The sequence below is a fragment of the Bradyrhizobium sp. BR13661 genome (assembly GCF_029892425.1).
Taxonomy (GTDB): domain Bacteria; phylum Pseudomonadota; class Alphaproteobacteria; order Rhizobiales; family Xanthobacteraceae; genus Bradyrhizobium.
In genome coordinates this window covers 181,399-194,200 of record NZ_JARXWB010000012.1, presented here as the reverse complement: position 1 = coordinate 194,200, position 12,802 = coordinate 181,399, and the positions used below count along the sequence as shown (strand labels likewise).

Annotated in this window: 13 protein-coding genes; 9 read left to right on the top strand and 4 right to left on the bottom strand. The window is 64.7% G+C overall.

The features are described 5' to 3' along the window. Positions 1-80 precede the first annotated feature (80 nt). The 5 genes from M2427_RS20960 (at position 81) to M2427_RS20940 (ending at position 5,347) form a co-directional block, all read left to right on the top strand. Complete coding sequence (locus M2427_RS20960) at positions 81-770, top strand: TetR/AcrR family transcriptional regulator (RefSeq protein ID WP_280708496.1); 690 nt, start codon at positions 81-83, stop codon at positions 768-770. A gap of 47 nt (positions 771-817) precedes the next feature. Further along, a complete protein-coding gene (locus M2427_RS20955; RefSeq protein ID WP_280708494.1) occupies positions 818-1,291 on the top strand; it encodes a MarR family winged helix-turn-helix transcriptional regulator in 474 nt (157 codons plus the stop codon). 12 nt (positions 1,292-1,303) lie between these two features. Next, positions 1,304-2,074 (top strand): enoyl-CoA hydratase, encoded by a 771-nt coding sequence (locus M2427_RS20950; RefSeq protein ID WP_280708493.1) that lies wholly within the window; start codon positions 1,304-1,306, stop codon positions 2,072-2,074. Positions 2,075-2,184: 110 nt separating this feature from the next. Continuing rightward, the gene (locus M2427_RS20945) at positions 2,185-4,266 is read left to right on the top strand and encodes a methyl-accepting chemotaxis protein (RefSeq protein ID WP_280708492.1); all 2,082 of its coding nucleotides are present in this window, start codon (positions 2,185-2,187) and stop codon (positions 4,264-4,266) included. Positions 4,267-4,408: 142 nt separating this feature from the next. Continuing rightward, positions 4,409-5,347, top strand: coding sequence for a dihydrodipicolinate synthase family protein (locus M2427_RS20940; RefSeq protein ID WP_280708491.1), 939 nt, complete (start codon positions 4,409-4,411; stop codon positions 5,345-5,347). 48 nt (positions 5,348-5,395) lie between these two features. Here the strand turns inward: M2427_RS20940 and M2427_RS20935 are convergent, their stop codons facing one another. The 3 genes from M2427_RS20935 to M2427_RS20925 are packed head-to-tail and all read right to left on the bottom strand — an operon-like array spanning position 5,396 to position 7,977. Then, positions 5,396-6,100, bottom strand: a complete 705-nt coding sequence (locus M2427_RS20935) for a DUF1045 domain-containing protein (RefSeq protein WP_280708490.1) — start codon at positions 6,098-6,100, stop codon at positions 5,396-5,398. An 18-nt stretch (positions 6,101-6,118) separates the two neighbouring features. Continuing rightward, a complete protein-coding gene (locus M2427_RS20930; RefSeq protein ID WP_280708489.1) occupies positions 6,119-7,312 on the bottom strand; it encodes an alpha-D-ribose 1-methylphosphonate 5-triphosphate diphosphatase in 1,194 nt (397 codons plus the stop codon). After that, entirely contained in the window at positions 7,309-7,977 is a 669-nt protein-coding gene (locus tag M2427_RS20925) for a chloramphenicol acetyltransferase (protein ID WP_280708488.1), read from the bottom strand. Before M2427_RS20925 ends, M2427_RS20930 begins: the two co-directional genes overlap by 4 nt. Before the next feature lie 173 nt (positions 7,978-8,150). Between M2427_RS20925 and phnC the strand changes: the two genes are divergently transcribed. From phnC to phnE (M2427_RS20905), 4 genes are all read left to right on the top strand, one after another. Beyond that, complete coding sequence (gene phnC, locus M2427_RS20920; RefSeq protein ID WP_212240298.1) at positions 8,151-8,960, top strand: phosphonate ABC transporter ATP-binding protein; 810 nt, start codon at positions 8,151-8,153, stop codon at positions 8,958-8,960. A gap of 61 nt (positions 8,961-9,021) precedes the next feature. Further along, entirely contained in the window at positions 9,022-9,951 is a 930-nt protein-coding gene (gene phnD, locus M2427_RS20915) for a phosphonate ABC transporter substrate-binding protein (protein WP_280708487.1), read from the top strand. A gap of 70 nt (positions 9,952-10,021) precedes the next feature. Continuing rightward, positions 10,022-10,906, top strand: a complete 885-nt coding sequence (gene phnE / locus M2427_RS20910; RefSeq protein ID WP_280708486.1) for a phosphonate ABC transporter, permease protein PhnE — start codon at positions 10,022-10,024, stop codon at positions 10,904-10,906. Beyond that, the gene (gene phnE, locus M2427_RS20905) at positions 10,903-11,748 is read left to right on the top strand and encodes a phosphonate ABC transporter, permease protein PhnE (protein ID WP_280708485.1); all 846 of its coding nucleotides are present in this window, start codon (positions 10,903-10,905) and stop codon (positions 11,746-11,748) included. The genes phnE (M2427_RS20910) and phnE (M2427_RS20905) overlap by 4 nt, the downstream gene beginning before the upstream one ends. Positions 11,749-11,914: 166 nt before the next feature. On the opposite strand, the gene phnF is transcribed toward phnE (M2427_RS20905), so the two are convergent. Then, entirely contained in the window at positions 11,915-12,643 is a 729-nt protein-coding gene (phnF, locus tag M2427_RS20900; RefSeq protein WP_280708484.1) for a phosphonate metabolism transcriptional regulator PhnF, read from the bottom strand. Positions 12,644-12,802 lie beyond the last annotated feature (159 nt).

Here is a 12,802-nt window from a genome sequence, read left to right as displayed (position 1 = left end):
CTGAATTAGGAAACTTGACGATTTCCAAAATAGGACTAGCTTTGGGACTGTCAATGGAATGACAGGCATCATCTAAAAACATGGCTCAGGCAAAACCGTCGTCGGCAAAACCGTCATCGGCAAAACTCTCATCTGAATGTCGCCCGCGCGGGCGGCCGCCGGTACGCAGCGACGAAGAGACGAAGCGGATCGTCATCGAGGCCGCGCGGCACGCCTTCGCCGTCGACGGCTACGCTGCGACCAGCACCGAAGAGCTGGCGCGCGGCGCCGGCATCTCCACCAAGACTCTCTATCGGCTGTTTCCGGGCAAGGCGGCCCTCTTCGAGGCGATGTGCGCGGACAGGCTCGAGCGGCTGCTGTCCGACGTCAACCTCCAGGCCAACACTCAGGCCGACATCGAAACGAGCCTGGCCGCCGTGTTGGTCGCTTGCGCTGATCTCGCGCTCGATCCGGAGGTCGTGGCGCTGCAACGAATGGTGCTGCAGCAATCGGCGACGTTCCCGGACCTTGCCGCGAATTTTTACCGGGATGGCATCGCCCGCACCGCGGCGGCGCTCGCGGGCTGGCTGCGCGATCAAGTCAGGAAGAAGCGCCTCGCGCTCGATAACGTCGATGAAGCCGCCGGAATGATGATCGGCATGATGGTCTCGGCGCCGCAGCGCGCGGCGGTCTACGCGCAGCTGACATTGCCTTCGCGCAAGGAGATCGGGCGGCGGGCGCAGGTCTGCGCCGCGATTCTGCTCGACGGCTGCCGCGGGTCGTCGCGCTAGCGGCGGCCGGCTTTGACAATCCGTCCGCGACAGGCTATATATTTCGCATGCGAAGTAAAATGCCGGAGACGAAACATCATCGGCTGATCTACCTGCTGAACGTCGCGCAACGGCGGTTGCAGCGCTGGATGGCGTCGCAGCCGCAGAATGAGGTCACGCCGGCGCAGGCCGGCTTGCTGTTCATTCTCGGCAAGCAGGACGGCGTCCTGATGGGCGAAGCGGGTGCGGCCCTCGATATGGGGCCTGCCGGCATTTCCGGTCTGGTCGATCGCAGCGCCATAGCCAAGCTGGTCGAAAGACGTGCCGATCGCGAGGACGGTCGGGCCTGGCGGGTGTGGCTGACGCCGAAGGGACGCAACGTGCTTGCGCAGGTCAAGACCACGACGGCTGCGGTGAATGCGACACTGGCGGAAGGATTTACCAGCGCTGAGATCGACGTCGTCGCGCGCTGGCTGACGAGCATTCAGGACAAGTTTCCAAGAGACTGCATAAGAGATGCCACAAGAGACCCCGAGGACTAACAGGAGAGAGCCATGATCGAGCATGTCCGGATCGAGAACAACGGCGGAATTCTCACGATCACGCTGGCGCGTCCCGACAAGAAGAATGCGCTGACGGATGCGATGTATCGCAAGCTCGCAGACACTATCGAATCTGCCGAGACCGATCCGTCCGTGCGCGTGCTGCTGATCCGCGGCGAGGGCGACATGTTCACCGCCGGCAACGATGTCGGCGAATTCGCAGCCGTCGCGTCAGGCAAGTCCGAAGGCAGCCGCAATGTCGGACGCTTCATCCAATCGCTGGCGCGTTGCACGCGACCTCTTGTCGCCGCAGTGCAGGGCCGCGCCGTTGGCGTCGGGACCACGATGCTCCTGCATTGCGATCTCGTCGTGCTTGCCGAAAACACCCAGCTATCGACGCCCTTCGTCAGCCTGGCGCTGGTGCCGGAAGCCGCCTCCAGCCTGTTGATGCCGGCGCGCATCGGCTATGCCCGCGCCTATGAGATGTTCGCGCTCGGTGAGACCGTGCCGGCCAAGGCCGCGCTGGAATGGGGCCTCGTCAACCGCGTGGTGCCGCTCGACAAGCTCGATTCCGAGGCGCTCGCGCTCGCCCAGCGTCTGGCCCGGCAGCCGGCCGGCGCGCTCACCGCGACCAAGAAGCTGATGCGCAACGGCGAGGCGCTGGTGGCACAGATGAATGCGGAGGGCGAGCAGTTCGCGCAGCGTCTGCGCACCGCCGAGGCGCGCGAGGCCTTCACGGCATTTGCCGAGCGCCGGCCGCCGGATTTCACGAAGGTTTCGTGACATCCTGTTCCGCCTCAGGCGTTGGCAAATCGGGAACTCCGGGCATTTGACTAAACCTTAACGGAACATTGGCAAAGTGGCCTCTCCTGGAAGTCGGCCCCTTGTGACCCATGGCAATGTTTAAGAAATCGGTAAGCTCGCTGCTCCTGACCTTGATGGCCTTGCTGGCGGCCGGCGCGCTCGCCTCGACGGCGATCCAGATGGTCGGGGCCTTCGGCCGCTACAACGACAGTCTCGAGACAGCGCGGCTTGCCGCCGCCGACAAGGCGATCTTCCACGGCGTATTGTCCCTGCGCAACAACAGGGGCGATGCCCAGAGCGCGATCCTCGGCGAAGACGATCCGCGCGCAAAACTCGCCGAGGCAGAGAAAGCGGAGCAGGGCGGCTATGAAGGCGTCAGCGCCGCCATGGCCAGCGTCGACTTTGCCCGCCGCGACGAGCTCGCTAGCACGCTGAAGCAGCGCTGGAGCGAGGCCGCGCCGCAATTCCAGCTGTTCTATGATGAAGCCAAGCGTCCGCGCGCCGAGCGCAAGATCGAGCGCACCAACTCCTGGTACGATGCTGTCACCAAGGTGATCGACACGGCGAACCTCGCCTCGACAGCGGTGTCGAACCGCGCGTGGATGAACGATCCCTTCATCGCCCGCATGATCCAGGTCCGCCGCCTCGCCTGGCAGGTGCGCGACCGCTACGGCATCCATTGCTCGGTGCTGCGTTCGAACGTCAACAGCAGCAAGCCGCTCGACGACACCCAGAAGCGCTCGCTGGCGCAATGGGACGGAACCATCGCCTCCGGCTGGGCCGGAATGGCCGAACTGCTGGCCGCGCCCGACGTGACTGCGGAACTGGTCACTGCGGCCAAGGAGGCGCAGGCCAAGACCGACGGCGTTCTCAAGCAGATCGGCGATCTCACCAAGAATTTTGACGGCAGCGGCAAGCCGGCGATGACGGCGGCGGATTGGAATGCGCTGTGCCAGTCGCCGTTCCCGCTCATTGTCGGTGTCGCGACAAAGGCGCTCGACCAGTCGATCGCACGAGCAGAGACCGTTCAGGCCAAGGCGCTGACCAATCTGGTCGTGCAGTCGCTTGCGTTCCTGCTGGCGCTCGCCGTGACGCTGGCCGGTGTCTATGTCGTGCGCAATCGCCTCATGCGCCCCGTGCGCGCCATTCTCGACGCCATCGCCCGGATCAGCGCGCGCGACTATGCAACGCCGGTTCCGCAATCCCGTTATCCCGACGAATTCGGCACCATGGCGGCTGCGCTCGAAAGCCTGCGCGAGAGCGCGGCGACCGCCGAGCGCCTCGGCCAGGAACGCGAATCGCAGCAGGCGCTGCAGCTCGCCCGCTCCGGGACCGTCGACGAGGCTTGCCGTCGTTTCGACGATACTGTGCAGGCGGTGATCCAGAGCGTCGCGGCGTCGACCAGAGAGCTCGATGCCACCGCGACCAACGTCCGCACGCTGGTGTCGGAATCGAGCAGCCAGACATCAGCGGTCTCGTCCGCCGCCGAGCAGGCCACCAACAATCTCGAGAGCATTGCGGCTGCGACCGAGGAGCTCTCGGCCTCCGTCGGCGAAATCTCAGCGCAGGTCCAGTCCAGCGCGCGCGATGCACGCGAAGCGGTGTCGCAGGTCGAGCAGACCAACGCCACCGTCGAGATCCTCGACCAGACCGCAGGCCGCATCAGCGACGTCGTGAAGATGATCCACGCCATCGCGGGCCAGACCAATCTGCTCGCCTTGAATGCCACCATCGAGGCGGCTCGCGCCGGCGAAGCCGGCCGCGGCTTCGCGGTCGTCGCCGGCGAGGTCAAGAGCCTTGCTTCGCAGACTGCGACGGCGACGGAAGAGATCTCGCGCCAGGTCGAGGAGATCCAGGGGGCAACCGGTCAGGCGGTTGCCGCCATCCGTTCGATCGGCGGCGCCATCAGCGGCATCGACGAGAAGATGACCGCGATTGCGGCTGCCGTCGAACAGCAGCGCGCGGCCACCACCGAGATCTCGCGCAACTTCCAGCATGCCGCCCAGGGCACTCGCGAGGTCACCGACACCATCGGCAGCGTCGCCAAGCTCAACCAGGAGACCGGCAATGCCGGTACGGTGCTGTCCGGTTCCGTCCAGAAGATGTCGGCCGACGCCGATCGTCTCCGCGTGGCGGTCGAGGGCTTCCTGGGCGCTGTGAAGACCGCCTGACCCTTCATTTCCCGGTTTCATGGCGTGCGGATATGGGCATTGCCGCGCGTCCCTGCGGCCTGTAGATGGTAGCGGTACCATGCTCCAACACAACCCGCAGGCGCAGCAAAACTAGCGGCAGGACGACAGGGAGATCATTTCGATGCCGGTTACCCCACACAAGGCCCAGCGCCCCTATCGCGGCGTGTTTCCGGTCGCACCGACCATCTTCGACGAGCACGGCCAGCTCGATCTCGAGGGCCAGCGCCGCTGCATCGATTTCATGATCGATGCCGGCTCGCACGGCATCTGCATCCTCGCCAATTTCTCCGAGCAGTTCGTGCTCACCGATGCCGAGCGCGAGAGCGTGATGCATGCGGTGCTGGAGCATGTCGCCGGCCGTGTACCCGTCATCGTCACCACCACCCATTTCAGCTCGGCCGTCTGCGCGGCGCGCAGCCAGCAGGCCGAGGCCGCCGGCGCCGCTATGGTGATGGTGATGCCGCCCTATCACGGCGCCACCTTCCGTGTGCCGGAGAAGGGCATTGTCGAATTCTTCAAGGTGCTCTCCGGCGCGATCAACATCCCGATCATGATCCAGGATGCGCCGGTCGCGGGCACGCCACTGTCGGTCGAGCTGCTGGCGCGCCTGGCGCACGAACTCTCCAACATCCGTTATTTCAAGATCGAGGTGCCTGGTGCTGCGTCAAAGCTCCGCAGCCTGATCGAGGCCGGCGGCAAGGATATCGAGGGGCCCTGGGACGGCGAGGAGGCGATCACGCTGATGGCCGATCTCGACGCCGGTGCGACCGGTGCGATGACCGGCGGCGGCTATCCCGACGGCATCCGCCAGATCATTGATCCTTATTTCGCTGGCGATCGGGAGAAGGCGAAGGCCGCCTATGAGCGCTGGCTGCCGCTGATCAATTACGAGAACCGCCAATGCGGCCTGATCGCCTGCAAGGCGATGATGCAGGCCGGCGGCGTGATCAAGTCGGACGCGGTCCGCCATCCGCTGCAGCCGCTGCACCCGGCGACGCGCGCGGGGCTGCTGGAGCTCGCCAAGGAGCGCGATGCGCTGGCACTGCGGTGGGGAAAGTAGGCCCACGCAACGCAATCGTAGGGTGGATTAGCGAAGGCGTAACCCACCCTACGACGCCGGTGCAAGCATCCACTCGCCGGTGATGCGGAAGCGCGCCTTCGCATCATGCTGCTTGAACAGCGTAATGCGATCGATCGCGAGCGTCTCGAGCTTCAACCCCGCAAACCTCGCCCGCAGCATCTCCAAAATCGGCCCGCGCCGTTCCGCATCCAGTCGCCCCGTCAGCGTCATGTGGAAACGAAACTCTTCCATCACGTAAGGATAGCCCCAGCGATCGAGATAATCGCGCTGCCGTTCGGTGAGCTTTTCCGGCTTTCGCCGCGCGCGGTCTTCCGCGGTCAGGGGCGGGCGGAAGCAATCGAAATCGCGGACACAATCGGCAGCCAGTTGTTGGAGCACCTCGACCGGCTCCGCCGGGATGACGGCGATGAAGCCGCTGATGGAATCGACGATTGGGCGGATCACCGGGATCGGGCGCGCCTTCCCGGCAAACGTCGCGCAAGCTGCCGTGAGCTCCGCCTCGGTCCTGCCCAGTGCCAGCGCCATCGGCGCCTTCAGCGTGCCGTGAAAGCCGTATTTGCGAGGATCGGTGGTGATGTCGCGCCAGTCGGCTGCGACATGCAAGGCATCGCCGGGAAAGGGCAGTTCGTCACCCGTGTAGGCATCATAGCCGAGCAGCCCGGCGCCAAACCGCGACAGCGCGTCGTCAGCGCCGGCGGCAAAATAAATCGCGTAGCGGGGAAAACCTGTCATTGCCGGAGCATAGCCAATTTATGCCGCAACGACAGTCTCGCGCGGCGTCGCCGCGATGCCGGCCAGCCGCGTCGCATCGGTGAGATGCACGAGCTTGCCGGCAGCAATCACCGCAACCAGCCGCGGCCGCATCGGCACGCTGTCGTCGACGAGCAGGATGTCGGCGCGATGCCCGGCAGCGAGCGTACCGCGATCGGTCAGACCGGTTGCCTGCGCCGGCGCCGACGAGATCAGCTTCCAGGCTTGTGTCAGCGGCAGCACGCCGTCGGCGGCAAGGCGGAATGCGGCGAGCAGCGGCGCCGGATAATAATAGTCCGAGGCCAGCACCGTGCAGAGCCCCTTGGCGATCATGTCGGAGGCCCTGGTCCAGCCGGTGTGGCTGCCGCCGCGCACGACGTTCGGGGCGCCGTAGACGATGGCATCTCCGTGGCTTGCTGCCTCCCGCGCCGTCTCCTCGTTGACCGGAAACTCGGCGAGCCGCACGCCCATGTCGCGAAAATTCCGGCGCATCGCCGGCGTCTGATCGTCATGTGACAGCATCCGCACCTCGGCCGCGCGGGCCGCAGCCGCGATCCGCGTGACCGACGCCGGAACATCGGCCGCGCGCGAGACGATATGCGCGACGAGCTTGTCGAAATCCTCGCTCGCCAGGCCGGTGCGCTCGACCATGCGGTTGCGCTTGCGTGGATTGGAGATCTCGGCAACGATCCCGTCCATATGGTCGTTGAAGGCGAACAGGTCGACACGGCCCTCGGCGAGCCACTGGCCGATCTCGCTTTCGGCATCCAGATTGTAGGTCTCGTGGCGCAGATGGAAACGGGTATCGGCGGCGAACTGCGGGCGCCGCCGCTCGATCGCCTCGAGCAGGCGCCTCGCATTGTCGCCGCTGCGCAGGCCCGGCTCCCACGACCAGGTCGTGGCATGGAACACGGTGGTGATGCCGTTGCCGATGACCTGGCGGTCGGTGTCATCAAGTGCGACGTCGATCGGGAAGTCGACGCCGGAGCGCGGCATCATCTGCCGTTCGAAGGCATCGCCGTGCAGGTCGATGATGCCGGGCAGGACCAGCAAGCTGCGCGCATCAATCGCCAGCCGCGCGCGGCCGCGAGGCGCATCGATCTGCGCAATTTCGGTTCCGGATATGGCGAGAGATGTTTCGGCAAGCTCGGAGCTAACAAGGGTCCGGCCACCCTCGATGAAAATGTCTGTCACGCGACCGCGCTTCGCTTGCTGGCAAGAGGACCAGTTGGGGAACTTGCCCCTGCTTCGTATGTCGTCAGGAAATCTTCAATCGCGAGCTTGCGGAAATCGGGCAGCGCCGCACGCAATTTGTCGTGATCCCAATCCCACCATGCCAGCCTGGCAAGCCGTCCGGCAACCTCTTCCGAGAACCGCCGCCGCACGACCCGCGCCGGATTGCCGGCGACGATAGTGTAGGCCGGCACATCCTTGGTGACGATGGCGCCGGCCGCAATCACTGCACCGGTGCCGACATTGCGGCCCGGCAGCACGATCGCGCCATGGCCGATCCAGACATCATGGCCGATATGGATGTGATGCTGGCGCCGCCACTCGAAGAAGTCGTCGTCGTCGCTCTCGCCCGGGAAGTAGGCGCTGGAACGGTAGGTGAAATGCGCCTGGGTGGCGCGGTGCATCGGGTGATTGCCGGGATTGACGCGCGTCATCGCCGCGATCGAGCAGAACTTTCCGATGGTGGTGTAGGTGATCTGCGCATCGTTGACGACGTAGGAGTAGTCACCCATCGTCACCTCTTGCAGGATCGTGCGCGCACCGACCTCGGTGTAGGCGCCGAGCTTGACCTCGTGCAGCTTCGCCGAAGGATCGATGGTCGGCTCGACCGATAGCACCCTGGCCATGTTGCATCCGGACGTTCGAGGGCGGGCGCTCCTCTTCGAGTGGCTTGATGACATCATCATGACGATACGATGACAGGGGACGAGGTGTGTTGCATCGCCGCACTGGCGTGGCACTGTCACACAAGTGTCAAGCGCTGGCGCTAGCGGTGGAGCCAGGTACTCTGGAGCCCTACATGCTGGTGGTGGAAGGTCTGACGTGCCGCTTCGGCGCAAAAGCCGCGGTGGACGATGCCTCGTTTCAAATCTCCCCCGGCGGCTTCGTCGGTGTGATCGGGCGCTCAGGCGCCGGCAAGTCGACCCTGCTGCGGACCATCAATCGTCTGGTGACGCCGACGCAGGGCCGCATTTTGTTCGATGGCCTCGACGTCACGGCGCTGCGCGGCAAGGAGCTGCGGCAGTGGCGGGCGCGATCGGCGATGATCTTCCAGCAATTCAACCTGGTCGGCCGGCTCGACGTGCTGACCAACGTGCTGATGGGGCGTCTCGCCACCATGCCGGCTTGGCGCTCGTTGTCGCAGATCTGGCCCGAGCAGGACAAGGCGCTGGCCATGTCGGCGCTCGAGCAATTCGACATTGCCCCGCTCGCCGCCCAGCGCGCCGACCAGCTCTCCGGTGGTCAGCAACAGCGCGTCGCGATCGCCCGCGCACTGGTGCAGCAGCCCGACATCATCCTCGCCGACGAGCCGATCGCCTCGCTGGATCCGCGCAACACCAAGATCGTCATGGATGCGCTGCTGCGCATCAACAAGCATTTTGGCATCACCGTGCTCTGCAATTTGCATTCGCTCGATCTGGCGCGCAGCTATTGCGACCGCCTGATCGGCATGGCGCAGGGCCGCGTGGTGTTCGACGGCGCGCCGGCCGCGCTGACCGATCTCGTCGCGCGTGAGCTCTACGATCTCGAAGCCGCCGACGTCATGGGCGGCACACCGGCCCCGGCGCCCGAGGGCGTCCCGGCCCTCGGTACGGCCGCCGCGGCCTGAGCCGCGTCGCATCCGTCATTGCCAGTTTTTGCGTCAACCGATCCTACCAGATGAGGCCAACATGATCACTCGCAGATTAATTCTCGCCGGCGCAGCCGCGCTGACCTTTGCCGGATCCGCTTCGGCCGAAGACTGGAAGACGAAATATCCGGAGATCACCTTCGCGGCGATTCCGGCCGAGAACGGTTCGGGCGTGACCGAGCGCTACGGCCCCTTCATCAACTATCTGTCGAAGGAACTCGGCGTGAAGGTCACGCTGCGCGTTGCCAACGACTATGCTGCCCTCATCGAAGGCCAGCGTGCCGGCAACATCCACATCGGCTATTACGGCCCGGCCTCGTTCGCGCGCGCCCGTCTCACCGGCGTCAAGACCGATGCCTTCGTCATCGACGTCAACTCGGACGGTTCGAAGGGCTATTACTCGGTGTTCTACGTGCTGGCGAAGTCGCCGTACCAGAAGATCGAGGACCTCAAGGGCAAGAATCTGGGTCTGGTCGATCCGAACTCGACCTCGGGCAACAACATGCCCCGCTTCAAGCTGAACGCGCTGGGCATCGATCCCGATGCCTATTTCTCCAAGGTGGTCTTCACCGGCAGCCACGAGAATGCCGTTCTCGCGCTCGCCCAGGGCACCGTCGACGTCGCCGCCAATTGGTGGAACGCGGACGACGATTCCAACCTGACCCGCATGCTCAACAAGGGCATGGTGAAGTCGTCCGACGGCACCGTGATGAAGAAGGAAGACTTCCGCATCATCGTGAAGTCCGACCTCATCATCAACTCGCCCTACGCTTATCTCGGCGATCTGCCTGAGGACATGAAGGCCGCGATCAAGAAGGCCTTCCTCGAAGCGGCGACGAAGGACCCCGAAGCATTCAAGAAGCTCTCCGACGGCAAGAACAAGCCGTGGGAGCCGATCGCCAACGACGATTACAACAAGACCATCGAGCTGATTAAGTTCGTCGACGGTTTGCGTAAGAAGGCGTCCTGACCTCGTCGGGACGACGCTACTGGAGCCGGGTCGATGGACCCGGCTCTTTTCTTGATGGATCCGTATTTCAATGACGGTTGCGGTTTCAATCCTTCCCGAGCAGCAGCTCGCCGCCCTGAACGCCGCTTATCGCAAGGCGGTGGCGCGCAAACGACTGCGCGTGTTGGGGGGACTCGCCCTGTTCGTCGCCGCGCTGATCGTGGCCTCGATCGGTGCCGAAGTGAACCTGCGCACCTTCTTCACTTATTTCGGCAACTTCATCAGCTATTTCGATCGTATCCTCACGCTCGACAGCGGCCAGCGGGTCTGGACCGATGTCCGCGAATGGTTCTGGGGCTTGCACAAATGGCTGAAGCTGCTCGGCGAGACCCTGCTGATCTCCTATGTCGGCACGCTGTCCGGCGCCGTCCTCGCCTTCGCGCTCAACTTCTTTGCGGCTGAAAATACCTCACCCGCACCCTGGCTGCGCTTCACGGTGCGGCGCCTGCTGGAATTCGCCCGCACTGTGCCCGGCATTGTGTTCGCGCTGATCTTCGTCATCGCCTTCGGCCTCGGGCCGATGGCGGGCGTGCTCGCGATCGCGATCCACTCCACCGGCGCGCTCGGCAAGCTGTTCTCGGAGATCGTCGAGAACGCCGACATGAAGCCGGTCGAGGGCATCCGCTCCACCGGCGCGAGCTGGATCTCCTGCATGCGCTTTGCGATCCTGCCGCAGGTCTCGGCGGGCTATGCCAGCTACGCGCTGCTGCGCTTCGAGATCAACGTGCGCGAGGCCTCGGTGATGGGCTTTGTCGGCGCCGGCGGCATCGGGCAGGAGCTCATCGTCGCGATCCGCAAGTTCTACTACTCCGACGTCAGCGCGATCCTCATCACCATCATCGTCACGGTCTTCCTGATCGACATCACGACCGGCTGGGTGCGTGGCCGCCTGTTCGGCAAGGAGGCGCGGAATTGAGCAAGCCGCAGGACGTCAACACCGCGGAACTCCGCGCGCGCTACCCTGATGTCTTCAACCGCCCGGCATCGGCACAGTTGGCGACGCCGGCGATGCTCGTCGCGGCGCTTGCGATCTTCGTGTTCGGCCTGGTCGATCTCGATTTCTCGCCGTCGCGTTTCATCGCGGGGCTGAGCCAGCTCGGCTGGATCAGCATGATGATGATCCCGCCCGATCCCGGCTCGTCGCTGCCGCTCTATCTGAAGGCGCTGGGCGAGACGCTGTCGATCGCGCTGCTCGGCACCACGCTCGCCGCCCTGCTGGCGCTGCCCGTCAGCTTGTTTGCGGCGCGCAATATCGTGCCCGGCATCGTCCGCTTCCCGGTGCGGCGGTTCCTCGATTCGATCCGCGGCGTTGATACGCTGATCTGGGCGCTGGTGTGGATCAACGTGGTCGGGCTCGGTCCGTTCGCCGGTGTGCTCGCGATTGCCGTGTCGGATTTCGGCGCCTTCGGAAAGCTCTTCTCGGAGGCGATCGAAGGCGCCGACCAGAAGCAGGTCGAGGGCATTCGCGCCTCAGGCGGCAGCGCGCTGCACGAGATTCGCTTCGGCCTGATGCCGCAGGTGCTGCCCGTCATAGCCGGCCAGGTGCTCTATTTCATCGAATCGAACACGCGCTCGGCCACCATCATCGGTATCGTCGGCGCCGGTGGCATCGGCCTCCAGCTCGCCGAGCAGATCCGCGTGCTGGAATGGCAGAGGGTGTCGTTCCTGATCCTGATGATCCTGGTCGCGGTTGCCGCGATCGATTTCATCTCGGGCAAGCTGCGCTTTGCGATCATTGGTAAGCGGGCTGTGGCTTAATCTTTCTTCCCTTCTCCCCCTGCGGGAGAAGGTGGCGCGAAGCGCCGGATGAGGGGCAGGCCTCGGCAAAGTCGAATCGAATGGGGTTCGCGGAGAGAACCCCTCACCCGTCTCGCCGCTACCGCGGCCGAGCCACCCTCTCCCGCAAGGGGAGAGGGAAAAGAGCCTACGGCTCCACCACAAACTCCACCCGCTCCGCCGCAAAGCGCGAATGTTTCGTCACCAGCGGCTTGCCCTCGAGATCGAGGTCGGTGGCGTCGACCACCAGAATCGGCCGCCCCAGCGGCAAATCGAGCCGTGCGGCATCGGTCGCATCGACGATGCCGGCGGTGATGCGCGTCGCGCCGCGGCGATAATCGCTGATACCGTAGTGTTCGAGCATCTTGGTCATCGAGCGCGTGGCTGAAAACACCGTGCCGGCGCCGGGAAACAGCTCGGCCGACAGCCAGGTCGTGGAGACGCAGATCGGTGTGCGATCGGCGAGGCGGATGGCCTCGATCCGGACCAGCGGCGCGCCGGTCTTCAATCCCAATTCCCGCGCGAGCTCGCGGGTCGCGACATCTTCCGATGCTTCGATCAACCGGCCGTGCGGCTCGCGGCCTTCGGCGCCGACGATCTCCGAGAAGCGCGTGCGCGAGCGCAAGGGATAAGCGAGCTTCTGCGCCTCGACATAGGTTCCGCTGCCGCGCTCGGCACGCACGAGACCACGCTCGGCAAGGGCTGCGAGCGCGCGCCGCACGGTGTGCCTGTTGACGCGATAGGTTTCGGCGATCTCCATCTCGCCCGGCAGCTTGTCGCCTGCGGCAAAACGGCCGTCGGCGATGCCGCGCTCGATGCCGTCGGCAACGAGGCGCCACAGCGCGACGCCGGAAGAGGCGGTGTCCTGCATGCTCATGTCGACGGCGAACCTAGCCTGAAAATCACACGTTTGTCACGAAACAGTCATGGCGTTTCCTTATCAAGTTGTCTATTATCATAGACAACTTGAATTCGGCAAGAGTCGAGAGATTCGGTGACCCAGCACAATATGCAGCAAGCCCAGCGCCAGGCCGCA

Bases quoted from the DNA above. Each gene is read 5' to 3' on its own strand.
- phnE (WP_280708486.1), top strand. From the start codon at position 10,022: ATGACGGTTGCGGTTTCAATCCTTCCCGAGCAGCAGCTCGCCGCCCTG.
- M2427_RS20940 (WP_280708491.1), top strand. From the start codon at position 4,409: ATGCCGGTTACCCCACACAAGGCCCAGCGCCCCTATCGCGGCGTGTTT.
- phnD (WP_280708487.1), top strand. From the start codon at position 9,022: ATGATCACTCGCAGATTAATTCTCGCCGGCGCAGCCGCGCTGACCTTT.
- phnF (WP_280708484.1), bottom strand. From the start codon at position 12,643: ATGAGCATGCAGGACACCGCCTCTTCCGGCGTCGCGCTGTGGCGCCTC.
- M2427_RS20935 (WP_280708490.1), bottom strand. From the start codon at position 6,100: ATGACAGGTTTTCCCCGCTACGCGATTTATTTTGCCGCCGGCGCTGAC.
- phnC (WP_212240298.1), top strand. From the start codon at position 8,151: ATGCTGGTGGTGGAAGGTCTGACGTGCCGCTTCGGCGCAAAAGCCGCG.
- M2427_RS20925 (WP_280708488.1), bottom strand. From the start codon at position 7,977: ATGGCCAGGGTGCTATCGGTCGAGCCGACCATCGATCCTTCGGCGAAG.
- M2427_RS20955 (WP_280708494.1), top strand. From the start codon at position 818: ATGCGAAGTAAAATGCCGGAGACGAAACATCATCGGCTGATCTACCTG.
- M2427_RS20950 (WP_280708493.1), top strand. From the start codon at position 1,304: ATGATCGAGCATGTCCGGATCGAGAACAACGGCGGAATTCTCACGATC.
- M2427_RS20960 (WP_280708496.1), top strand. From the start codon at position 81: ATGGCTCAGGCAAAACCGTCGTCGGCAAAACCGTCATCGGCAAAACTC.
- M2427_RS20945 (WP_280708492.1), top strand. From the start codon at position 2,185: ATGGCAATGTTTAAGAAATCGGTAAGCTCGCTGCTCCTGACCTTGATG.